Here is a 22,082-nt window from a genome sequence, read left to right on the forward strand (position 1 = left end):
TATGGATTTTTTCAAATTGTCTTTCATTTTAAGTCAAAATTGGTGGAGAAGATAACTGAGTAAATTTCAAGTAAAATCAAGCTAAGAACTTCAGTTGACTCCCAATTTTAAAAAGAAAAATATAAATAAATAGTTGAAAAAATTCACAGCATTCACCATTATTTTCAAGGAGAAAAACAGTGAAAAAAAGGAAAAAACTCGCTCTATCCCTTGCAGCTCTTTTTCTGGCAGGTTCTTTAGCGGGATGTGCTAGCTGGATTGATCGTGGAGAATCCATGACAGCTGTTGGTTCAACAGCTCTTCAGCCCTTGGTCGAAGCAGCAGCAGATGAATTTGGCTCTATGCACGTTGGGAAAACAGTCAACGTTCAAGGTGGAGGATCTGGTACAGGTCTGTCTCAGGTTCAATCTGGAGCCGTTGATGTAGGAAATTCAGACGTATTTGCCGAGGAAAAAGACGGTATCAACGCCTCTGCTCTAGTGGACCACAAGGTTGCAGTAGCGGGCTTGGCGGTGATTGTGAACAAGGAAGTTGATGTTGAAAATCTGACAACTGAACAACTCCGTAGCATCTTCACAGGTCAAGTGACCAACTGGAAAGAGGTCGGTGGAAAAGATCTAGCCATTTCTATTATCAACCGTGCAGCAAGTTCTGGTTCGCGTGCAACCTTTGATAGTGTTGTCATGGATGGCCAATCTGCCATGCAGAGTCAAGAACAGGATTCAAATGGGATGGTCAAAAACATTGTTTCCCAGACACCAGGAGCCATTTCTTACCTAGCCTTTGCCTATGTGGATGACTCGGTGAAACGCATGAAGTTGAATGGCTATGAGCCAATTGCAGAAAATGTTACAAGCAATAACTGGCCTTTGTGGTCTTACGAACACATGTATACCCTAGGTCAACCAAATGAATTGGTGGCAGAATTTCTCAACTTTGTCCTCTCAGATGAAGCGCAAAGTGGAATCGTTAAGGGGATGGGTTACATTTCTGTTAAGGAAATGAAGGTTGAAAAAGATGCTGTAGGAACGGTGACAGCACTAGAAGGGAGTCAATAATGAATCAAGAAGAATTAGCTAAAAAATTACTTTCTCCCTCAAAGAACTCTCGTTTAGAGAAACTTGGAAAAGGCTTGACCTTTGCCTGTCTGTCTTTGATTGTCATTATTGTGGCTATGATTTTGATATTCGTAGCCCAAAAAGGTTTGTCGACCTTCTTTGTAAATGGGGTTAATATCTTTGATTTCCTATTTGGCCAAACTTGGAATCCTTCAGGGAAACAATTTGGTGCCCTTCCCATGATTTTGGGTTCCTTTATTGTCACAATCCTATCAGCCCTTATCGCAACTCCTTTTGCCATTGGTGCGGCAGTCTTTATGACAGAAGTATCACCAAAAGGTGCTAGAATCTTGCAACCAGCTATTGAATTGCTAGTCGGGATTCCTTCAGTCGTGTATGGATTTATCGGTTTGCAGGTCGTAGTTCCCTTTGTCCGCAGTGTCTTTGGTGGAACTGGTTTTGGGATTTTGTCAGGGATTTTCGTTCTCTTTGTCATGATTTTACCGACGGTAACCTTTATGACAACCGATAGCTTGCGTGCGGTGCCTCGTCACTACCGCGAAGCTAGTTTGGCTATGGGGGCCACTCGTTGGCAAACCATCTGGCGCGTGACCTTGAAGGCAGCGCGTTCAGGGATTTTCACAGCAGTGGTCTTTGGGATGGCGCGTGCCTTTGGTGAGGCCTTGGCCATTCAGATGGTGGTTGGAAACTCAGCCGTTGTCCCAACTTCATTGACAACACCTGCTGCGACCTTGACCTCTGTGTTGACCATGGGTATCGGAAATACCGTCATGGGTACAGTTGATAATAACGTTCTCTGGTCACTGGCCTTAGTCTTGCTTTTGATGAGTTTGGCCTTCAACAGTGTGATTAAATTGATTACGAAAGAAAGAGGAAAGAAAAACTATGCACGCTAAGAAATTAGATAAAATTGCAACAGCTGTCCTCTACTCAATTGCAGGAATTATCGTTGCCATCTTGGCATCCTTGATTCTTTATATCTTGGTTCGTGGTTTGCCCCACATCTCTTGGTCTTTCTTGACTGGCAAATCATCATCTTACCAAGCAGGTGGAGGGATTGGAATTCAGCTTTATAATTCCTTCTTCCTTTTGGTTATTACCTTGATTATCTCTGTGCCTTTGTCTATGGGAGCTGGGATTTTCCTAGCTGAATATGCCAAAAAAGGTCCTGTGACCAATTTTGTCAGAACCTGTATTGAAATCTTGTCTTCACTGCCATCAGTGGTTGTGGGTCTCTTTGGTTACTTGATTTTTGTAGTTCAGTTTGAGTATGGATTTTCAATCATTTCAGGTGCCTTGGCCTTGACGGTCTTTAACCTGCCTCAGATGACTCGTAATGTTGAGGACAGCTTGAAACACGTTCACCATACGCAACGTGAGGCCGGCTTGGCCCTTGGGATTTCTCGTTGGGAGACAGTTGTCCATGTGGTCATTCCAGAAGCTCTCCCAGGTATTGTGACGGGGGTTGTCTTGGCCTCTGGTCGTATCTTTGGTGAGGCTGCGGCTCTTATCTATACAGCAGGACAATCCGCTCCAGCTCTGGACTGGTCTAACTGGAATATTCTCAGTGTGACCAGCCCAATCTCTATCTTCCGTCAAGCAGAAACCTTGGCTGTCCATATCTGGAAAGTCAATAGTGAAGGAACCATTCCAGATGGAACTATCGTATCAGCAGGTTCTGCAGCAGTTCTCTTGATCTTTATCCTCATCTTTAACTTTGGAGCCCGCAAACTCGGAAGCTACCTACATAAGAAATTAACCGCTGCCTAAAGGAGAAGCCATGTCAAAATATAATTGGGATGAAAAGCATATCATCACCTTTCCTGAAGAGAAAGTGGCCCTCTCTACTAAGGATTTACATGTTTACTACGGTAAAAATGAATCTATCAAGGGCATCGATATGCAATTTGAAAAAAATAAAATTACAGCCTTAATTGGCCCTTCTGGTTCAGGGAAATCAACCTACCTCCGCAGTCTCAACCGTATGAATGATACCATTGATATTGCCAAGGTAACAGGTCAAATTCTCTATCAAGGGATTGATGTCAACCGTCCAGAAATCAATGTTTATGAGATGCGTAAGCATATCGGAATGGTTTTCCAACGACCAAATCCTTTTGCCAAGTCTATCTACCGCAATATCACTTTTGCTCATGAACGTGCAGGGGTTAAGGACAAGCAAGTCTTGGATGAAATTGTGGAAACTTCTCTTCGTCAGGCTGCCCTTTGGGACCAGGTCAAAGATGATTTGCACAAGTCAGCCTTGACCCTATCAGGTGGTCAGCAGCAACGTCTCTGTATCGCTCGTGCTATCTCTGTTAAACCAGATATTCTCTTGATGGACGAACCAGCGTCCGCCTTGGATCCGATTGCGACAGCCCAGTTGGAAGAAACTATGTTGGAATTGAAGAAGGACTTTACCATCATCATTGTGACCCACAGTATGCAGCAGGCTGCGCGTGCTAGTGACTACACAGGATTTTTCTACTTGGGCGATTTGATTGAGTACGATAAGACCTCTAATATTTTCCAAAATGCCAAACTACAGTCAACCAATGACTACGTAACAGGACACTTTGGATAGAAAGGAAACAGTATGACAGAAGCGATTTTACAGGTGTCAGACCTGTCCGTTTACTACAATCAAAAAAAGGCCTTGAATAGTGTTTCCCTATCTTTCCAACCTAAGGAAATTACAGCCTTGATTGGTCCATCTGGATCAGGAAAGTCAACTCTTCTTAAGGCTATCAACCGTATGGGGGATCTCAATCCAGAGGTGACTACAACTGGTTCGGTGGTTTACAACGGCCACAACATTTACAGTCCACGTACAGATACAGTTGAATTGCGGAAGGAAATCGGTATGGTTTTCCAACAACCAAATCCCTTCCCTATGTCTATCTACGAAAATGTTGTTTACGGGCTTCGTATCAATGGAGTGAAGGATAAGCAGATTCTGGATGAAGCGGTAGAAAAAGCCTTGCAACGAGCTTCTATCTGGGATGAGGTCAAGGATCGCCTGCATGATTCAGCTATCGGGCTTTCAGGCGGACAACAGCAACGTGTCTGTGTTGCCCGTGTCTTGGCAACCAGTCCTAAAATCATTCTCTTGGATGAACCGACTTCAGCCTTGGACCCTATCTCGGCCGGTAAGATTGAGGAAACCTTGTATGGCTTAAAAGATAAATACACCATGCTCTTGGTTACGCGTTCCATGCAACAAGCCTCTCGTATCTCTGACAAGACAGGATTTTTCCTAGATGGAGATTTGATTGAGTTTAACGATACCAAGAAGATGTTCCTCAACCCACAACACAAGGAAACAGAAGATTATATTTCAGGAAAATTTGGATAAGGAGATAAATGATGTTACGTTCTCAATTTGAAGAAGATTTAGAGAAATTACACAACCAGTTCTACGCAATGGGACAAGAAGTGCTATCCCAAATCAATCGTACAGTGCGTGCCTTTGTTACTCATGACCGAGATTTGGCCAAAGAAGTCATCGAAGACGATGCAGAAGTAAACGAATACGAAGTGAAATTGGAGAAGAAATCATTTGAAATGATTGCCCTTCAACAACCCGTTTCTCAGGACTTGCGTACTGTTTTGACAGTCTTGAAGGCTGTATCTGACTTGGAACGTATGGGGGACCATGCTGTTTCTATTGCTAAAGCAGCAATTCGTATGAAGGGGGAGCAACGCATCCCAGCTGTTGAAGAAGAAATTAAGAGAATGGGTCGCGATGTCAAGAACTTCGTTGAAGCAGCCCTTGAACTCTATCTCAATGGTTCAGTTGACCAGGCCTATGAAGTAGCAGCTATGGATGAAAAAATCAACCATTACTTTGATAGCATTCGTGACTTGGCTACAGAAGAAATCAAGAAAAATCCAGATGCCATCGTTACAGGTCGTGATTACTTCCAAGTGATTGCCTTCTTGGAACGTATTGGAGACTATGCTAAAAATATCTGTGAATGGGTTGTTTACTTTGAAACAGGTAAGATTGTCGAACTATAAAGTATTCAAATGATAAAATTATTGTGAAAGCTTACTTTTTAATACAGTAAGCTTTCATTGTTATAGATGGTTTACTTTGTCAGAGGTGAATAATGAACTACATACAGAATATCAGAAAAAAAGTTGGAAAAGATAAAATTATTTTAAATTTTACCTGTGGAATATTAAGTCAATCAGGAAAAATTTTATTACAAAAACGAGCAGATAAAGGAACGTGGGGATTACCAGGTGGTGCTCTTGAATTAGGAGAATCGGCTTTAGAAGCTTTAGTGCGAGAGTTTTATGAAGAAACAGGAGTCGAAGTGAGGGTGGAAAAACTCTTAAATGTTTATACAAAATATTCAGACAGTTATCCGAATGGTGATGAGGCTCAAGTTCTTACAATCTTGTATTTAGTTTCATCTGAAACTTCTATCTCTATAAATTTTTTTACAAGTGATGAAACTTTAGAATTAGGATTTTTTGATCATAGTGACATACAAAATATTGCAATTGTAAACCAGCAGCATCAAGATATGATAAATGATTTTTTTGAAAATAAGTTCCCAATAGATAGATAAACTAACCACTGTATTTCTATTTTTTAGTAAATATATTTTATGAAAATGTAAGAAAAACACTTGACAAGTAACTTGAATAGCGTTATAATTATACAAAATCAACAGAGAGGTTGTTTATTTATGAAATCAAAAAAATGGATATTTGTTTTATGTAGTTTTCTTGCAAGTTTCTTCTTAGTAGCTTGCCAGTCAGGTTCTAATGGTTCTCAGTCAGCTGTTGAAGCCATTAAGCAAAAGGGGAAATTAGTTGTGGCGACTAGTCCTGATTATGCACCTTTTGAATTCCAATCCTTAGTTGACGGAAAAAACCAGGTAGTCGGTGCGGATATTGATATGGCTCAAGCTATCGCTGATGAACTTGGGGTTAAGTTGGAAATCTCAAGCATGAGTTTTGACAATGTCTTGACTAGTCTTCAAACAGGTAAGGCTGACCTAGCAGTTGCAGGAATTAGTGCTACTGATGAGAGAAAAGAAGTCTTTGATTTTTCAATCCCTTACTATGAAAACAAGATTAGTTTCTTGGTTCGTAAGGCTGATGTAGAAAAATACAAGGATTTAACTAGCCTAGAAAGTGCTAATATTGCAGCCCAAAAAGGGACTGTTCCAGAATCAATGGTCAAGGAACAATTGCCAAAAGCGCAATTGACTTCCCTAACTAATATGGGTGAAGCTGTCAATGAATTGCAGGCTGGAAAAGTAGATGCTGTTCATATGGATGAGCCTGTTGCGCTTAGCTATGCTGCTAAAAATGCCGACCTAGCTGTCGCAACTGTCAGCTTGAAGATGAAGGACGGTGAAGCCAATGCCGTTGCCCTTAGAAAAAATAGTGCTGATTTGAAAGAAGTGGTGGACAAGGTCATCCAAAAACTCAAGGATGACGGTACCTACCAAAAATATCTTGAAAAAGCGGCAACCTTAACAGAAGTTGAAGAATAATACTCAATGAAAATCAAAGAGCAAACTAGGAAGCTAGCCGCAGGTTGCTCAAAGCACTGCTTTGAGGTTGTAGATAAGACTGACGAAGTCAGTTACATATATCTACGGTAAGGCGACGCTGACGTGGTTTGAAGAGATTTTCGAAGAGTATAAGAAAAAAGCAGAGTTGGAAGTCAGTCCAATTCTGCTTTTAAATAGTTTAAAACCTTTTCCAGATTATCTAAGGACACCTTGGCAAATTGATAAGGACAGGTGCTTAAATAGGCCTCTTCAAAGAAATCCAAGCCCAGTTGACTGTGTTTGAGACTGGCAATTTTAGGATACTGTCTCAGGTCTAGTAATACACCATCGTGAAGCGGGAAATGAGGAAGGGGGCAAGGAGTGTTAGCTAATCTTTCCTCGAGTTGTTTTTGGTAGTCTTCCTGATTGGACAATCGAGCTAGACGATTTTTCTCAAATAATTGACTGTCAATATAGAGTGACAGGGCCTTTTGCATGATGAGGTTGCTGTCGTAATCTAGGATATTTTTGTAAGCCACAAAGGCTTCTTTGATAGCATTTGGAAGAATGAGTGACGTAATCCGCAGGGCTGGAAAGAGGCTGGTTGAGAAGGACTTGATGTAAATGATCCGCTCCTCTGTATCCAGATAGTGGAAGGTCTGACCCTTCTTGGAATCCAAATCCCCCAGATAATCGTCTTCGACGATATAAACACCATACTTGGCAGCTAAGTCAAGAATAGCCCGTTTGTCCTGCTCAGAATAGGAATGCCCCAGAGGATAGTGAAAACGAGGAATGGTATAGAAAAACTTAATTTTTCCTGTTTTGAAGTGGCCTTCCAGCTCTTCCAAGTCAATCCCATCAACGCCTCGTTCAATCGTTTGATAGTTCAGACCCTGAGCAATCAAGAGGCGATTCATACGATGGTAGGTTGGCTGTTCTACCAAGATTTCCTTGGCTTGGCTAGGAAAGGATATTTGAGAAAGGATAAACAAGGCTTGTTGGGTTCCAGAAGTCAGTACCAGTTGGTCAGCCTTGCAGTAGAGGGCTTGGTCAAAGAGGAGTTTATGAATGGACTGTCTTAGGTCTTCTAATCCTTCTTGGTTGTCATAGTAGTTGAAGAGGTAGTTTTCCCGGCCAATCAAGGTTTCATTGACACAGAGTCGGAAATCGTCATAGGCGCTGGCATGTTCGTCCGTAACCTCGATTTCTAGGTCCTGATGTTGCCCTTGTTCTAATACATAGTAGCCACTCTGGGGCTTGGCATAGAGGTATTGTTCGTGCCGTAATTCCAGCAGGGCGCGTTGAATGGTGTCCTTGCTGCAGTGAAAGTCAAGGCTCAGTTGACGGATAGAAGGCAGGCGACTTCCCGTCGGAAAACGTCCAGACTCGATACCGTTTTTTAGATAGGAAACGACCTCTTGGTACTTGCTTTGTTTCTTCATTCCAAACCTCCCTTGATTTTGTTACATTGTACCCTTTTTTTTCTTTCTTGGCAATGTCTAGGGTGTTTCTCTCGTTCACATCTAGGGGCAAATGTGGTATACTTAGGAGTAAGATTTATAGAATAACAGACAAGAAAGTGAATGGATAAGAACGTGCAGGAACCAGTGAAATTATTTCAATACAATACCCTTGGAGCCTTGATGGCTGGCCTTTATGGTGGTACTATGACAGTAGGAGAATTGCTAGAACATGGTGACCTTGGTTTGGGAACCTTGGATTCTATTGATGGAGAATTGATTGTCTTAGATGGCAAGGCCTATCAGGCCAAAGGGTCAGGAGACCAGCCAGAAATTGTAGAAGTATCACCAGATGCCCTTATTCCTTATGCAGCAGTAGTACCACATCAGGCAGAGGTCATTTTCCGCCAGCGCTTTGAGATGACAGACAAGGAATTGGAAGAACGAATCGAGTCTTATTATGATGGGGAAAATCTTTTCCGCTCAATTAAGATTCGTGGTGAATTTTCACATATGCATGTGCGCATGATTCCCAAGTCGACACCAGATACCAAGTTTGCTGAGGTCGCAACCCATCAACCGGAATATAGTCGTGACAATGTGGCGGGAACCATCGTTGGTTTCTGGACGCCTGAGATTTTCCATGGGGTTAGTGTGGCAGGTTACCATCTGCACTTCATCTCAGATGATTTGACCTTCGGTGGGCATGTCATGGACTTTGTCATCAAGGAAGGCATTATCGAGGTGGGAGCAGTTGACCAGTTGGATCAACGTTTCCCAGTCCAAGATCGTCAATACTTGTTTGCTAAGTTTAATGTTGACGAGATGAAAAAAGATATTGAAAAGGCGGAATAGGAGAAGAAAATGACCATTCATATTATCATTACCATGTTGCTGTTACTGGCTTTCTTGATAGGGAGCATTTGGTATGCCAGAAAGAAATACCAGATTAATCTAGCTGTTTTGGGCTTGGGGGCTGTTGCTTTCTTTGTCTCTTCACAGATTTTAGAAAAACTGGTGCATATCTTTGTTTTGCATCCTCAAAAAGACGGTAGTATTGCCCTCTTGCAAGACCATCCGCTTGTCTATATCATCTATGGCCTAGCCATGGCAGCATTTTTTGAGGAAACGGCTCGTCTTGTTTTCTTCAAATGGTTGGAGAAAAAGAGAAGTTTGGAAAAGGCAGACGCCTTGGCCTATGGACTGGGGCATGGTGGCTTGGAATTAATTTTCCTGGGTCTTGCTAGTTTGTTTAATCTCTACATCGTTCTCTCAGCAGTTCAAACTCAGGATCCACAGGTTATGCAATTACTGTCTGAAAATATGTTGAAGACTATCCAGTCGCTATCGGTCTGGCAGATTTATTTGCTTGGTTTTGAGCGAATCTTGGCGCTAGGTTTTCAATTACTCTTGACAGTTTGGGTTTACCAAGCTGTTCGCCAGAAGAAATGGATTTATCTCCTAGCAGCCTATGGCCTACATGCCTTCTTTGATCTGGCACCATCTCTAGTCCAAGTTGGCTGGCTGACCAATCCAGTCTTGGCGGAAGTTGTCCTAGCACTAGAGCTCGTTCTGGTTGCCTATGGAACCAAGGCAATCTTTTGCAAAAAATCATAAGAAAAAGGGGGAAACCTCTTTTTTGTTTAAAATAAGCCTAAGATTTTTTTAGGGTCGTCAAATGGTCTTAAAAATGGTATAATGGAATGAATTTTGTAAAAGGAAGAGTGACATGTCTGTAAGAGAAAAAATGCTTGAAATCCTAGAAGGAATTGATATCCGTTTTAAGGAACCCTTGCATAGCTATAGTTATACAAAAGTAGGTGGAGAGGCCGATTATTTGGTCTTTCCACGAAATCGTTTTGAGTTGGCGCGTGTTGTTAAATTTGCCAATCAAGAAAATATTCCTTGGATGGTTCTTGGAAATGCCAGCAACATCATCGTTCGTGATGGTGGGATTCGTGGATTTGTCATCTTGTGTGACAAGCTCAATAACGTTTCCGTTGATGGCTATACCATTGAAGCAGAAGCTGGTGCTAACTTGATTGAAACAACTCGCATTGCCCTTCGTCATAGTTTGACGGGTTTCGAGTTTGCTTGTGGCATTCCTGGAAGCGTCGGCGGTGCTGTCTTTATGAATGCGGGTGCATACGGAGGAGAGATTGCACACATCTTGCAGTCTTGTAAGGTCTTGACCAAGGATGGAGAAATCGAGACCCTGTCTGCCAAAGATTTGGCTTTTGGTTACCGCCATTCAGCCATTCAGGAGTCTGGTGCAGTTGTCTTGTCAGCTAAATTTGCCCTAGCCCCAGGAACCCATCAGGTTATCAAGCAGGAAATGGACCGCTTGACGCACCTACGTGAACTCAAGCAACCTTTGGAATACCCATCTTGTGGTTCGGTATTTAAGCGTCCTGTTGGGCATTTTGCAGGTCAGTTAATTTCAGAAGCTGGTTTGAAAGGCTATCGTATCGGTGGCGTAGAAGTGTCTGAAAAGCACGCAGGATTTATGATCAATGTCGCAGATGGAACGGCCAAAGACTACGAGGACTTGATTGAGTCTGTTATCGAAAAAGTCAAGGAACACTCAGGTATCACGCTTGAAAGAGAAGTCCGTATTTTAGGTGAAAGCAAGTAGGAAGCTGTAGTTGAAAAGCTGCTGCTATGTCATGGAAAGGGGGTGAAAGCCTATCGTTAGTGCAGAAGAATGTAGGCAGTTTAATCTCCTACACGAGGTAGTGACGGCCTGACAGAGCCCTGATCTGTTAATCTATGAAAAAGAAGGAATAAATGACAATTGAAAAAACCAATTATTGAATTCAAAAACGTCTCAAAAGTTTTTGAAGACAGCAACACCAAGGTTCTCAAAGACATCAACTTTGAGTTGGAAGAAGGGAAGTTCTATACTCTTCTAGGCGCGTCTGGTTCAGGGAAATCAACTATCCTTAACATCATTGCAGGTTTACTGGATGCGACGACAGGAGATATTTTGCTGGATGGTGTCCGTATCAATGACATCCCAACCAACAAGCGAGACGTCCATACGGTCTTCCAATCCTATGCCTTGTTTCCACATATGAATGTGTTTGAAAATGTTGCCTTTCCACTTCGCTTGCGTAAAATTGACAAGAAAGAAATCGAGAAACGCGTAGCGGAAGTTCTCAAGATGGTTCAGTTGGAAGGTTACGAAAAACGTTCCATTCGTAAACTTTCTGGAGGACAACGTCAGCGTGTGGCTATTGCCCGTGCCATCATCAACCAACCTCGTGTGGTTTTGTTGGACGAGCCCTTGTCAGCGCTGGACTTGAAATTAAGAACAGACATGCAGTACGAGCTCCGTGAATTGCAACAACGATTGGGCATTACCTTTGTCTTTGTCACTCACGATCAGGAAGAAGCGCTGGCCATGAGTGACTGGATTTTCGTTATGAATGATGGCGAGATTGTCCAGTCTGGAACACCTGTGGACATCTACGATGAGCCAATCAACCACTTTGTTGCCACCTTTATCGGTGAGTCAAATATCTTGCCAGGAACCATGATTGAGGACTACTTGGTTGAGTTTAACGGCAAACGCTTTGAAGCGGTCGATGGTGGGATGAAGCCAAATGAGCCTGTCGAGGTTGTCATTCGTCCAGAGGACTTGCGTATTACCCTTCCTGAAGAAGGCAAGCTCCAAGTTAAGGTCGATACCCAGCTCTTCCGTGGGGTGCACTATGAAATTATCGCCTATGACGAACTTGGAAATGAATGGATGATCCACTCAACCCGTAAGGCCATAGTGGGTGAGGAAATCGGTCTGGATTTTGAACCAGAAGACATCCACATCATGCGTCTCAATGAAACAGAAGAAGAGTTCGATGCCCGTATCGAAGAATATGTGGAAATCGAAGAGCAAGAAGCAGGTCTGATCAATGCAATCGAGGAGGAAAGAGATGAAGAAAACAAGCTCTAAACTCTTTGTAGTGCCCTACATGCTTTGGATTGCCCTCTTTGTCCTGGCACCCTTGGTCTTGATTTTCGGTCAATCCTTTTTCAATATCGAAGGCCAGTTTAGCTTAGAAAACTATAAATCTTACTTTGCGTCACAAAACTTGACCTACCTCAAAATGAGCTTTAACTCCGTGCTTTATGCAGGAATTGTGACCTTTGTAACCTTGCTTATCAGCTATCCAACAGCCCTCTTTTTGACCCGTCTCAAGCACCGTCAACTTTGGCTCATGCTGATTATCCTGCCAACCTGGGTCAATTTGCTCCTTAAAGCCTATGCCTTTATCGGGATTTTTGGTCAAAATGGCTCTATTAACCAATTCTTGGAATTTATCGGAATCGGTTCGCAACAGTTGCTCTTTACCGATTTCTCCTTTATCTTTGTCGCAAGCTACATCGAGCTTCCTTTTATGATTTTGCCCATTTTCAATGTCTTGGACGATATGGATAACAATCTCATCAATGCCAGCTATGACCTCGGTGCTACCAAGTGGGAGACTTTCCGCCATGTCATCTTCCCTCTATCGATGAATGGGGTGCGAAGTGGAGTTCAGTCGGTCTTTATCCCAAGTTTGAGTCTCTTCATGCTGACCCGTTTGATTGGTGGGAACCGCGTTATCACGCTGGGAACAGCCATTGAGCAGAACTTCCTGACCAATGACAACTACGGTATGGGTTCAACCATCGGTGTGATTCTCATCCTGACCATGTTCATCACCATGTGGGTGACCAAGGAAAGGAGAGAACGATGAAAAAATTTGCCAACCTTTATCTAGGACTGGTCTTTCTTGTCCTCTACCTGCCGATTTTTTACCTGATTGGCTATGCCTTTAATGCAGGCAATGACATGAATAGCTTTACAGGCTTTAGCTTGAGCCATTTTAAAACCATGTTTGGCGATGGTCGTCTTATGTTGATTGTAACTCAGACCTTTTTCTTGGCCTTCCTGTCAGCCTTGATTGCGACCATTATCGGGACTTTTGGTGCCATTTACATCTACCAGTCTCGTAAGAAATACCAAGAAGCCTTTCTATCACTCAATAATATCCTCATGGTTGCGCCTGACGTTATGATTGGTGCCAGCTTCTTGATTCTCTTTACCCAACTCAAGTTTTCACTTGGCTTTTTGACCGTTCTTTCTAGTCACGTGGCCTTCTCCATTCCTATCGTGGTCTTGATGGTTTTGCCTCGTCTCAAGGAAATGAACGGTGACATGATTCATGCGGCCTATGACCTTGGTGCCAGTCAATTTCAGATGTTCAAGGAAATTATGCTTCCTTACCTGACTCCGTCTATCATTGCAGGTTATTTCATGGCCTTCACCTATTCGCTAGATGACTTTGCTGTGACCTTCTTTGTGACGGGAAATGGCTTTTCAACCCTATCAGTCGAGATTTACTCTCGTGCCCGTAAGGGAATTTCGCTAGAAATCAATGCCCTGTCTGCCCTTGTCTTTCTCTTTAGTATTATCCTAGTGGTTGGATATTACTTTATCTCACGTGAAAAGGAGGAGCAAGCATGAAAAAACTCTATTCATTTTTAGCAGGAATTGCAGCCATTATCTTGATCTTGTGGGGAATTGCGACGCATCTAGATAGTAAAATAAATAGCCGAGATAGTCAAAAACTGGTTATCTACAACTGGGGAGACTATATCGATCCAGAACTCTTGGAGCAATTCACAGAAGAAACAGGAATCCAAGTCCAGTATGAGACCTTTGATTCCAACGAAGCCATGTATACCAAGATTAAGCAGGGTGGAACGACTTATGATATTGCCATCCCAAGTGAGTACATGATTAACAAGATGAAGGACGAAGACCTCTTGGTGCCACTTGATTATTCAAAACTTGAAGGAATCGAAAATATCGGACCAGAGTTTCTCAACCAATCCTTTGATCCAGGTAATAAATTCTCTATTCCTTACTTCTGGGGAACACTGGGAATTGTCTACAATGAAACTATGGTCGATGAAGTGCCTGAGCATTGGGATGACCTCTGGAAGCCAGAGTATAAGAACTCTATCATGCTCTTTGATGGGGCGCGTGAGGTGCTGGGACTAGGACTCAATTCCCTTGGCTATAGCCTCAACTCCAAGGATACCCAGCAGTTGGAAGAGACAGTGGATAAGCTTTACAAGCTCACTCCAAATATAAAGGCTATTGTGGCGGACGAAATGAAGGGCTACATGATTCAGAATAACGCTGCTATCGGCGTGACCTTCTCTGGGGAAGCTAGCCAAATGCTAGAAAAAAATGAAAATCTACGTTATGTGGTACCGACTGAGGCCAGCAACCTTTGGTTTGACAATATGGTCATTCCCAAAACAGTTAAAAACCAAGACGCAGCCTATGCCTTTATCAACTTTATGTTGAAACCTGAAAATGCTCTTAAAAATGCAGAGTATGTCGGTTATTCAACACCAAACCTACCAGCCAAGGAACTACTCCCAGAGGAGAAAAAAGAAGACAAGGCCTTCTATCCTGATGCTGAAACCATGAAACACCTAGAAGTTTATGAAAAATTTGACCATAAATGGACAGGAAAATATAGCGACCTCTTCCTACAGTTTAAAATGTATCGGAAGTAGGAGTAGAATGTACGAAAACGAATCAGTTAAGCTGGTTCGTTTTTTTGATGACAGCTATTAATTAAAGTAACCTGATAAAAGTTTGACCATAACTATACATTTTTGTATAATATGTGAGAAATGTAAAATTTAGCAAATATTATGGGGAATAAAGTTTTGTTATGGATTTAAAGTTAAATGATATTTTGAATATAAGTGAACAAAATCAATGGAAATTCAAGGTGAAGTTTAATAATTGGACTGGAGAAAACCCAATTCAGACCTATTTAAGAGATGAGGAAATAATAAACAACTACAATCTATTTTGGAGAACAAATAAGCGATATTTTAATGTTGGAGATATCGTTATAAATTTTATTAAGATAGATAATAATAAATGGTTATTGACTACAATAAAAGAAGTTACCAAGGAACTTTTTGTAACTGGGGGTCAGAACTATGAAGGAATTGAATTGAATGAGTATTCTGCACTTTTTGGGCGTTTAATTATTAGGTATAGAAAAAAATCTAGAGGTTCAGTTCTAAAATATTCAACTTGTAATGAAGAATTGATTATAGAGCAATTGTTATCAGATTCATTTGGTGGGGAAGAATTTCCGGGTTATGATAATATTTCTTTATCTTATAGAGACTTAGAATTGATTTTACGTTTGAGAAAAAAAGATTGGATAACTGCTTTACAAAATCAAAAGGCTGTTTATCTTATTACTGATAAGCAGAATGGTAAATTATATGTCGGATCAGCAACTTCAAATTATGGTATGCTTTTACAACGTTGGCAATCCTATGTGGATAATGGACATGGTGGCAACAAAGAACTTAAGATTTTAGTTGAAAAACAAGGGTTTAATTATGTTAAAGATAATTTTCAATACTCTGTATTAGAAAACTATAATGGAAAAATAGATGATAAATTTGTTTTAAAACGTGAATCCTGGTGGAAAGAAGTTTTAAAATCTAAAGAACATGGATATAATTCAAATTAGAAGGAGGTATAAATAGTTTGAATAATTGGGAAAGAGATCTTCGAGATGCAGAACGAAATCAAGAATTAAGAAGACAAAATAATTTGTTAGAACAACAAAGATGGGAGCAGCAAGAATCTAACCAAAAACAACACGCAGCATTACAAGAACAAAATCGTCTTGCTTGGAAGCAGAATGAGGCATTAGAGGAGAGAAATGAACTAGAACGTCAGCGACAATGGGATGAGAAATTTAGACATGAAAGAGAGTTAGAACTACGTAAAGAGCAACAATATAAAGATAATATATTTGATTAAAAAAAACTATGGGCCAAAGCTGAAACTGAAGATGAGAGAGGGAGAATTCAGATACTCTTAGCAGAAGCAGAAACTGAGTATAATCAATATATGCTTGAGAAAGAGAGAGAAAAAGAACAGGAAGAATTAGCAAGGTATCATCGAGAGAAAATCAATAGAATAAAGTGGTTTTTCGGAATAGCTACAAGCTTACTTTTATTAGTGATAATTGGAACTTTTTTCATAGGTATGAGTAAGTCCAAATCATCTCATAACAGTACTAAGCAATCAACTCAATCAACTCAATCAACTCAATCATCTAATTCAGTAAGCTCCACAAGTTCTACAAAGCAAGCTTCTCTTGGTGGAAATAAAGCTAAAGATAAACAAACTTCATCTACAAGTTCTGCCTCTTCTAGACCACAGGCTACAAAAGTATATATTGGAAACTACATTGGTCAAAAATACTCGGATGTTATAGCTGAATTGAAGAGTAAAAATATTCCTGAGAATCATATAAAAGTTGAGGAGGAAGAAAGTGATGAATATTCTCCCGGTACAATTTTACGTCAGAGTTTGTCAGAGGGAACTTTATATGATTTGAATGATTCATCAGGTATTATTTTGACTGTTGCAAAAAAACGAACTAGTGCTACAATGCCAAGTTATATTGGTTCTAGTTTAGAGTTTACCAAAAATAATTTAATCAATATTGTTGGTATAAAAGAAGCTAATATTGAAATAGTGGAAGTAGCCAGTGCTCCTGAGGGTACTGCTGAAGGAACAGTGGTTGATCAAAGACCTAAGGCAGGGGAAGAGGTTCGTTTGGAAAATACAAGAATTAAAATTTCAATTTATAAGCCCAAAAATTCTCAAACATCACGAAGTAGATCTAGATAAATTAAGAGGTTAATGCAGAAAGTTAACTTATGGCTAACACATGCTATTTGGTTAGAATCATTTCCAGTTGACGCAGACTTAAAAAAACGTTATAATAAGAGAGTTGAGAATTGATTTTCACTTGTCTTAGTCCAGAGAAATGGCGGTGCTGCGAGCCATCTAAGCTAGGAAGTCATGCTACTCAATCATACAATTGCATAAGAACAAGAGAATGACAAGTTCATTGAATGAAGGTGGTACCGCGGTTTTTCGCCCTTCGTGATATGAGCTTGTCTTTTGATTTTTGGAGGTGTTGATGAAAACATTTCTTGTCAAACAAAAGTTTCGTCTTGGAGGCGAACGCTTCGCTATCAAGGATGACAGGGGAGAAATAGCCTATCAGGTGGAGGGATCATTTTTTAAAATTCCCAAAACTTTTATCATCTATGATGCTAATGGTGAACAGGTTAGTCAGATCAGTAAAGAAATCTTAACCTTACTACCTCGTTTTGAGATTCAGCTTCAGGATGGCTCGAGTTTTGTCATTCGTAAGAAGTTGACCTTCTGGCGAGATAAGTATGAGTTTGATAATCTAGGTCTTCGTATCGAGGGCAATATATGGGATTTGAATTTCAAATTGCTAGATGATCGCGATCAGCTGATTGCAGAAATTAAGAAGGAACTCTTCCATCTGACCTCTACCTATACCGTAACGGTTCTTGAGGACGATTATGCAGATCTAGTCATTTCCCTCTGTGTTGCGATTGACTATGTGGAAATGCTGGAAAGCCAATCACATTAAACAAGTAAATAAGGAGACAATATGAAACAACTATCTAGTGCACAAGTACGCCAAATGTGGCTTGATTTCTGGGCGACCAAAGGTCACTCAGTAGAACCATCAGTGAGCTTGGTTCCTGTAAATGACCCTACACTTTTGTGGATCAACTCTGGGGTAGCAACCCTTAAGAAATACTTTGACGGGACCATTATCCCTGAAAATCCACGTATTACCAATGCCCAAAAGGCTATCCGTACCAACGACATCGAAAACGTAGGGAAGACTGCACGTCACCATACCATGTTTGAAATGTTGGGGAACTTCTCTATCGGGGATTACTTCCGTGACGAAGCCATCACTTGGGCTTACGAGCTTTTGACAAGCCCTGGGTGGTTTGATTTCCCTGCTGAAAAACTTTACATGACTTACTATCCAGATGATAAAGATTCTTACAACCGCTGGATTGAAGTGGGAGTGGATCCAAGTCACTTGATTCCAATCGAGGACAACTTCTGGGAAATCGGTGCGGGACCTTCTGGACCAGATACAGAGATTTTCTTTGACCGTGGAGAGGCTTTTGACCCAGAAAATATCGGTCTTCGCCTGCTTGCAGAAGATATTGAAAACGACCGTTATATTGAAATCTGGAACATCGTTTTGTCACAATTTAACGCAGACCCTGCTGTTCCTCGTAGCGAATACAAGGAACTGCCACACAAGAACATTGATACGGGCGCTGGTTTGGAGCGTTTGGTGGCGGTTATCCAAGGGGCTAAGACCAACTTTGAAACGGACCTCTTCATGCCGATCATCCGTGAAGTGGAGAAATTGTCTGGTAAGGTCTATGACCAAGATGGCGACAACATGAGCTTTAAAGTTATCGCAGACCACATCCGTTCACTCTCATTTGCCATCGGTGATGGTGCCCTTCCAGGAAATGAAGGTCGTGGTTATGTCCTTCGTCGTCTGCTCCGTCGTGCGTCTATGCATGGTCAAAAATTGGGAATCAACGAGCCTTTCCTTTACAAACTCGTTCCAACCGTTGGAAAAATCATGGAAAGCTACTACCCAGAAGTGCTTGAAAAACGTGACTTTATCGAAAAAATCGTTAAGAGCGAAGAAGAATCATTTGCTCGTACCCTTCACTCAGGTCAACACTTTGCCCAAGGCATTGTAGCTGACTTGAAAGAAAAAGGTCAATCTGTCATTGCTGGTTCAGATGTATTCAAACTCTATGACACTTATGGATTCCCAGTTGAATTGACTGAAGAAATCGCTGAAGAAGCTGGTATGACTGTGGACCGTGAAGGCTTTGAAGCAGCCATGAAAGAACAGCAAGAACGCGCGCGTGCCTCAGCTGTCAAGGGTGGCTCAATGGGTATGCAAAATGAAACCCTTCAAAACATCACTGTAGAAAGTGTCTTCAACTACAATGCTAGCCAATTGTCTTCTAAATTGGTGGCTATCGTGGCTGACAATGCAGAAGTAGAAGCTGTGTCAGAAGGAACTGCCTCTCTTATCTTTGCGGAAACGCCATTCTATGCTGAAATGGGTGGACAAGTAGCTGACCACGGACAAATCTTGGATGAGTCAGGTAAGGTCGTAGCTACTGTGACAAATGTTCAAAAAGCTCCAAACGGACAAGCTCTTCATACAGTTGAAGTCCTTGCACCGCTTGCCTTGAACCAAGAATATACCTTGGCAATCGATAGCAATCGTCGTCACCGTGTCATGAAAAACCACACTGCGACTCACTTGCTTCACGCTGCCCTTCACAATATCCTTGGAAGCCACGCGACACAAGCAGGATCTCTTAACGAAGTTGAATTCCTTCGCTTTGACTTCACCCACTTCCAAGCAGTAACTGCAGAAGAATTGCGTGCGATTGAACAGCAAGTCAACGAGAAAATCTGGGAAGCTCTTGAAGTGAAGACAGTTGAAACGGATATTGACACTGCTAAGGAAATGGGAGCTATGGCCCTCTTTGGTGAGAAATACGGCAAGGAAGTCCGTGTCGTGACTATCGGCGACTACTCTATTGAGCTTTGTGGTGGTACCCACGTTGGCAACACTTCTGAAATTGGCCTCTTCAAGATTGTCAAAGAAGAAGGTATCGGATCAGGAACTCGCCGTATTTTAGCAGTGACTGGTAAGGAAGCCTTTGAAGCCTATCGTGAACAAGAAGACGCACTTAAAGCTGTCGCAGCAACCCTGAAAGCACCTCAACTTAAAGAAGTACCTCACAAGGTAGAAGGACTTCAAGAACAACTTCGTCAGCTTCAAAAAGAAAATGCTGAGTTGAAAGAAAAAGCCGCAGCTGCAGCCGCAGGTGACATCTTCAAGGATGTTAAGGAAGTCAACGGTCACCGTTACATTGCTAGTCAAGTGTCTGTATCAGATGCCGGTGCCCTTCGTACCTTTGCAGATAATTGGAAACAAAAAGACTACTCTGACTTGCTTGTCCTAGTTGCTGCTATCGGTGACAAAGTCAATGTTCTTGTAGCAAGTAAAACAAAAGACCTTCATGCAGGAAACCTTGTCAAAGAATTGGCACCAATCGTCGATGGACGTGGTGGTGGTAAACCAGACATGGCCATGGCAGGAGGAAGCAACCAAGCTAAAATCCAAGAATTGTTGGATGCAGTAGCAGGTAAATTGTAATCAAGTAATACTCTTCGAAAATCTCTTCAAACAACGTCAGCTTCACCTTCGATTTTATATGTGACTGACTTCGTCAGTCTTATCTACAGCCTCAAAGCAGTGCTTTGAGCAACCTACGGCTAGCTTCCTAGTTTGCTCTTTGATTTTCATTGAGTTTAAAGATCTATCCATTTGGGTAGGTCTTTTTGTGAATGCAAAAAAGCCAAATCCCCTTGGACCTGGCTTGATAATCATTGGCAATTAGATTGCATTGGCTGCCCAGACACTTACGGATCTAGCTGAGACTGGGAATTGTCCATAACCTTCCTCATCAATTGTAACTTGACCTTGGTGATTTCCAAGTAAATCTACAAAGGTTTGGTTAGCCCATTCTTGGCCGACAAACATTGACTTACTGTTTTCTTGGTCATTTGAGATAAGAACTGTGATTGGGGCTTGATTTTCAGCGCCTGAACGTACCCAACCGATACAGTTAGCATCATCAAAGTAGTCTGTTTGCTCTCCATAGGCCAAATCTTTTCGGATGGTTAGGAGGCGGTCAAGGACTTCTTTGAAATCTTCTTGAGCATATCGCCCTGAAATCCCATAGTAGTCTCCGTAAAAGACACATGGAAGGCCATTTTGGCGTAACAGAATGAGGGCATAGGCTACTGGTTTGAACCATTCTTCAACGGTAGACTCAAGAGCCTGACCTCGTTGGGTATCGTGGTTGTCGACAAAAGTCACCGCCTTGTCAGGCTTGAGTTCAACCAGGCTATCTGTGAAAATGCCACGAAGGTCATAGCTGGAACCTGCTCGGCTAGCATCAAAGAGATTCTGGTGGAGACGAACATCGACAAGGTCAAAGCGTTCTTCCGTTTTTTCGAGATAGTCCAGATTGGCTTCCTTGTCTGGGTTCCAAAATTCACCAAAAACATAGAAATCCTCACCGTATTTTTCCTTCATATCGCGGATGAAATTGCGCATAAAGAAAGAATCGATATGTTTGACAGCATCCAAGCGGAAACCAGCTACACCAGTCGTTTCCATGAACCAGTCAGCCCAGTCATAGATATTTTGGATAACTTCAGGATGTTTAAAGTCTAGGTCGGCATACATGAGGTAGTCGTAGTTACCGTTTTCATTATCGACCAATTCCTCGTTGGCCCAGCCCTTGTTGTCCCCTTGGATGAGGTAAATCCCGGATTTACGGCGTTTGGCATCATAGTCTGTACCTGTGAAGTGGTACCAGTGCCAGTGGAAGTCATTGTAGGTATCTTGGCGACCATCAAAGGTAAAGCTAGTCCAGCCATTGATGGTGAAAGGTTCCCCAAGTTCAACTGTACGGTCAACCGGATCCACTTCGATAACTTGAAAGGCTTCCATATGATCGGCCGCAGCCTTGTGGTTGAGTACCACATCGGCCATAGGCTGGATTCCCTGTGCTTTTAGGGCTTGAATGGCTTGAAGATAGTCTTCTTTAAAACCATACTTGGTGCGGACAGTTCCTTTTTGGTTAAACTCTCCTAGGTCAAATAGGTCATAGACCCCATAGCCGACATCTTTTTCATTGGTCGCCTTAAAAGCTGGTGGCATCCAGACATGACTGATGCCGAGATTAGCTAGGTGTGGAGCATCTTCAGCCAGACGCGTCCAGTGCTGACCGTCGTGGGGCAGATACCATTCAAAGTATTGCATGAGTGTTTGATTTTGCATGATGTTTCCTCTTACTTGTCAATCTTGTTCTTTATTCTATCATAAAGTATCTCTTAGGGCAAACGTTTGCGTAAGATAGAAGGAAACTATTTTAACTACTTAAAATAAAGTATTGATTTTTTTGTATCAAAGTGCTAGTATAATAGTATGTAATATAGATAAAGATAGGAG

Annotated in this window: 21 protein-coding genes and 1 pseudogene; 20 read left to right on the plus strand and 2 right to left on the minus strand. The window is 41.8% G+C overall.

What is annotated here, in order from left to right; genetic code table 11:
* Positions 1-179 precede the first annotated feature (179 nt).
* The 8 genes from HT714_RS05765 to HT714_RS05800 all read left to right on the plus strand — a co-directional run bounded on the left by HT714_RS05765 (position 180) and on the right by HT714_RS05800 (position 6,595).
* Positions 180-1,058: a phosphate ABC transporter substrate-binding protein PstS family protein gene (locus tag HT714_RS05765; RefSeq protein WP_173226704.1), complete on the plus strand. Its 879-nt coding sequence runs from the start codon at positions 180-182 to the stop codon at positions 1,056-1,058.
* Positions 1,058-1,975 (plus strand): phosphate ABC transporter permease subunit PstC, encoded by a 918-nt coding sequence (gene pstC, locus HT714_RS05770; RefSeq protein WP_001070903.1) that lies wholly within the window; start codon positions 1,058-1,060, stop codon positions 1,973-1,975. The genes HT714_RS05765 and pstC overlap by 1 nt, the downstream gene beginning before the upstream one ends.
* On the plus strand, positions 1,965-2,849 hold the full coding sequence (pstA, locus tag HT714_RS05775) for a phosphate ABC transporter permease PstA (RefSeq protein WP_000543046.1): 885 nt from the start codon (positions 1,965-1,967) through the stop codon (positions 2,847-2,849). Before pstC ends, pstA begins: the two co-directional genes overlap by 11 nt.
* 10 nt (positions 2,850-2,859) lie before the next feature.
* A complete protein-coding gene (gene pstB, locus HT714_RS05780) occupies positions 2,860-3,663 on the plus strand; it encodes a phosphate ABC transporter ATP-binding protein PstB (RefSeq protein ID WP_000049848.1) in 804 nt (267 codons plus the stop codon).
* Between the two features lie 12 nt (positions 3,664-3,675).
* Positions 3,676-4,434 carry a phosphate ABC transporter ATP-binding protein PstB gene (gene pstB, locus HT714_RS05785; RefSeq protein WP_000133482.1) on the plus strand — a complete coding sequence of 253 codons (759 nt, stop codon included), beginning with the start codon at positions 3,676-3,678 and terminating at the stop codon, positions 4,432-4,434.
* An 11-nt stretch (positions 4,435-4,445) separates the two neighbouring features.
* Complete coding sequence (gene phoU / locus HT714_RS05790) at positions 4,446-5,099, plus strand: phosphate signaling complex protein PhoU (RefSeq protein ID WP_000946458.1); 654 nt, start codon at positions 4,446-4,448, stop codon at positions 5,097-5,099.
* A 92-nt stretch (positions 5,100-5,191) separates the two neighbouring features.
* Positions 5,192-5,659: an NUDIX domain-containing protein gene (locus HT714_RS05795; protein WP_049542869.1), complete on the plus strand. Its 468-nt coding sequence runs from the start codon at positions 5,192-5,194 to the stop codon at positions 5,657-5,659.
* Positions 5,660-5,779: 120 nt separating this feature from the next.
* The gene (locus HT714_RS05800; RefSeq protein WP_000837372.1) at positions 5,780-6,595 is read left to right on the plus strand and encodes an ABC transporter substrate-binding protein; all 816 of its coding nucleotides are present in this window, start codon (positions 5,780-5,782) and stop codon (positions 6,593-6,595) included.
* 173 nt (positions 6,596-6,768) lie between these two features.
* Here HT714_RS05800 and HT714_RS05805 read toward each other — a convergent pair whose 3' ends face one another.
* A complete protein-coding gene (locus tag HT714_RS05805; protein ID WP_173226702.1) occupies positions 6,769-8,040 on the minus strand; it encodes a PLP-dependent aminotransferase family protein in 1,272 nt (423 codons plus the stop codon).
* 141 nt (positions 8,041-8,181) lie between these two features.
* Here HT714_RS05805 and budA point away from each other — a divergent pair, with 141 nt between their 5' ends.
* The 12 genes and pseudogenes from budA (at position 8,182) to alaS (ending at position 20,216) form a co-directional block, all read left to right on the plus strand.
* Positions 8,182-8,913: an acetolactate decarboxylase gene (gene budA, locus HT714_RS05810; protein ID WP_000360298.1), complete on the plus strand. Its 732-nt coding sequence runs from the start codon at positions 8,182-8,184 to the stop codon at positions 8,911-8,913.
* 9 nt (positions 8,914-8,922) lie between these two features.
* Positions 8,923-9,675, plus strand: coding sequence for a YhfC family glutamic-type intramembrane protease (locus HT714_RS05815; RefSeq protein ID WP_000152237.1), 753 nt, complete (start codon positions 8,923-8,925; stop codon positions 9,673-9,675).
* Between the two features lie 112 nt (positions 9,676-9,787).
* Entirely contained in the window at positions 9,788-10,693 is a 906-nt protein-coding gene (gene murB / locus HT714_RS05820; protein WP_000116175.1) for a UDP-N-acetylmuramate dehydrogenase, read from the plus strand.
* Between the two features lie 159 nt (positions 10,694-10,852).
* A complete protein-coding gene (locus HT714_RS05825; protein WP_000742895.1) occupies positions 10,853-12,010 on the plus strand; it encodes an ABC transporter ATP-binding protein in 1,158 nt (385 codons plus the stop codon).
* The gene (locus HT714_RS05830; protein ID WP_000753803.1) at positions 11,991-12,797 is read left to right on the plus strand and encodes an ABC transporter permease; all 807 of its coding nucleotides are present in this window, start codon (positions 11,991-11,993) and stop codon (positions 12,795-12,797) included. The genes HT714_RS05825 and HT714_RS05830 overlap by 20 nt, the downstream gene beginning before the upstream one ends.
* Entirely contained in the window at positions 12,794-13,567 is a 774-nt protein-coding gene (locus tag HT714_RS05835; RefSeq protein WP_000712740.1) for an ABC transporter permease subunit, read from the plus strand. The genes HT714_RS05830 and HT714_RS05835 overlap by 4 nt, the downstream gene beginning before the upstream one ends.
* Entirely contained in the window at positions 13,564-14,634 is a 1,071-nt protein-coding gene (locus HT714_RS05840) for an ABC transporter substrate-binding protein (protein WP_173226700.1), read from the plus strand. The genes HT714_RS05835 and HT714_RS05840 overlap by 4 nt, the downstream gene beginning before the upstream one ends.
* A gap of 161 nt (positions 14,635-14,795) precedes the next feature.
* Positions 14,796-15,620 (plus strand): GIY-YIG nuclease family protein, encoded by an 825-nt coding sequence (locus tag HT714_RS05845; RefSeq protein ID WP_173226698.1) that lies wholly within the window; start codon positions 14,796-14,798, stop codon positions 15,618-15,620.
* A gap of 17 nt (positions 15,621-15,637) precedes the next feature.
* Positions 15,638-15,916 carry a hypothetical protein gene (locus HT714_RS09670; protein ID WP_240148103.1) on the plus strand — a complete coding sequence of 93 codons (279 nt, stop codon included), beginning with the start codon at positions 15,638-15,640 and terminating at the stop codon, positions 15,914-15,916.
* Positions 15,917-16,321: 405 nt separating this feature from the next.
* Positions 16,322-16,795, plus strand: a pseudogene (locus HT714_RS09675) (PASTA domain-containing protein); the annotation flags it as partial.
* 295 nt (positions 16,796-17,090) lie between these two features.
* A complete protein-coding gene (locus HT714_RS05855; RefSeq protein WP_173226696.1) occupies positions 17,091-17,576 on the plus strand; it encodes an LURP-one-related/scramblase family protein in 486 nt (161 codons plus the stop codon).
* A gap of 21 nt (positions 17,577-17,597) precedes the next feature.
* On the plus strand, positions 17,598-20,216 hold the full coding sequence (alaS, locus tag HT714_RS05860; RefSeq protein WP_173226694.1) for an alanine--tRNA ligase: 2,619 nt from the start codon (positions 17,598-17,600) through the stop codon (positions 20,214-20,216).
* A 240-nt stretch (positions 20,217-20,456) separates the two neighbouring features.
* Here the strand turns inward: alaS and HT714_RS05865 are convergent, their stop codons facing one another.
* The gene (locus HT714_RS05865; RefSeq protein WP_173226692.1) at positions 20,457-21,911 is read right to left on the minus strand and encodes an alpha-amylase; all 1,455 of its coding nucleotides are present in this window, start codon (positions 21,909-21,911) and stop codon (positions 20,457-20,459) included.
* Between the last annotated feature and the right edge of the window lie 171 nt (positions 21,912-22,082).

This window comes from Streptococcus sp. 3705, assembly GCF_013277145.1.
Lineage (GTDB): Bacteria > Bacillota > Bacilli > Lactobacillales > Streptococcaceae > Streptococcus.

Excerpts from the sequence above, each read along its gene's own strand:
- pstC (WP_001070903.1), top strand. The coding sequence starts at position 1,058 with ATGAATCAAGAAGAATTAGCTAAAAAATTACTTTCTCCCTCAAAGAAC.
- pstA (WP_000543046.1), top strand. The coding sequence starts at position 1,965 with ATGCACGCTAAGAAATTAGATAAAATTGCAACAGCTGTCCTCTACTCA.
- pstB (WP_000049848.1), top strand. The coding sequence starts at position 2,860 with ATGTCAAAATATAATTGGGATGAAAAGCATATCATCACCTTTCCTGAA.
- pstB (WP_000133482.1), top strand. The coding sequence starts at position 3,676 with ATGACAGAAGCGATTTTACAGGTGTCAGACCTGTCCGTTTACTACAAT.
- phoU (WP_000946458.1), top strand. The coding sequence starts at position 4,446 with ATGTTACGTTCTCAATTTGAAGAAGATTTAGAGAAATTACACAACCAG.
- HT714_RS05795 (WP_049542869.1), top strand. The coding sequence starts at position 5,192 with ATGAACTACATACAGAATATCAGAAAAAAAGTTGGAAAAGATAAAATT.
- HT714_RS05800 (WP_000837372.1), top strand. The coding sequence starts at position 5,780 with ATGAAATCAAAAAAATGGATATTTGTTTTATGTAGTTTTCTTGCAAGT.
- HT714_RS05805 (WP_173226702.1), bottom strand. The coding sequence starts at position 8,040 with ATGAAGAAACAAAGCAAGTACCAAGAGGTCGTTTCCTATCTAAAAAAC.
- budA (WP_000360298.1), top strand. The coding sequence starts at position 8,182 with ATGGATAAGAACGTGCAGGAACCAGTGAAATTATTTCAATACAATACC.
- HT714_RS05815 (WP_000152237.1), top strand. The coding sequence starts at position 8,923 with ATGACCATTCATATTATCATTACCATGTTGCTGTTACTGGCTTTCTTG.
- murB (WP_000116175.1), top strand. The coding sequence starts at position 9,788 with ATGTCTGTAAGAGAAAAAATGCTTGAAATCCTAGAAGGAATTGATATC.
- HT714_RS05830 (WP_000753803.1), top strand. The coding sequence starts at position 11,991 with ATGAAGAAAACAAGCTCTAAACTCTTTGTAGTGCCCTACATGCTTTGG.
- HT714_RS05835 (WP_000712740.1), top strand. The coding sequence starts at position 12,794 with ATGAAAAAATTTGCCAACCTTTATCTAGGACTGGTCTTTCTTGTCCTC.
- HT714_RS05840 (WP_173226700.1), top strand. The coding sequence starts at position 13,564 with ATGAAAAAACTCTATTCATTTTTAGCAGGAATTGCAGCCATTATCTTG.
- HT714_RS05845 (WP_173226698.1), top strand. The coding sequence starts at position 14,796 with ATGGATTTAAAGTTAAATGATATTTTGAATATAAGTGAACAAAATCAA.
- HT714_RS05855 (WP_173226696.1), top strand. The coding sequence starts at position 17,091 with ATGAAAACATTTCTTGTCAAACAAAAGTTTCGTCTTGGAGGCGAACGC.
- alaS (WP_173226694.1), top strand. The coding sequence starts at position 17,598 with ATGAAACAACTATCTAGTGCACAAGTACGCCAAATGTGGCTTGATTTC.
- HT714_RS05865 (WP_173226692.1), bottom strand. The coding sequence starts at position 21,911 with ATGCAAAATCAAACACTCATGCAATACTTTGAATGGTATCTGCCCCAC.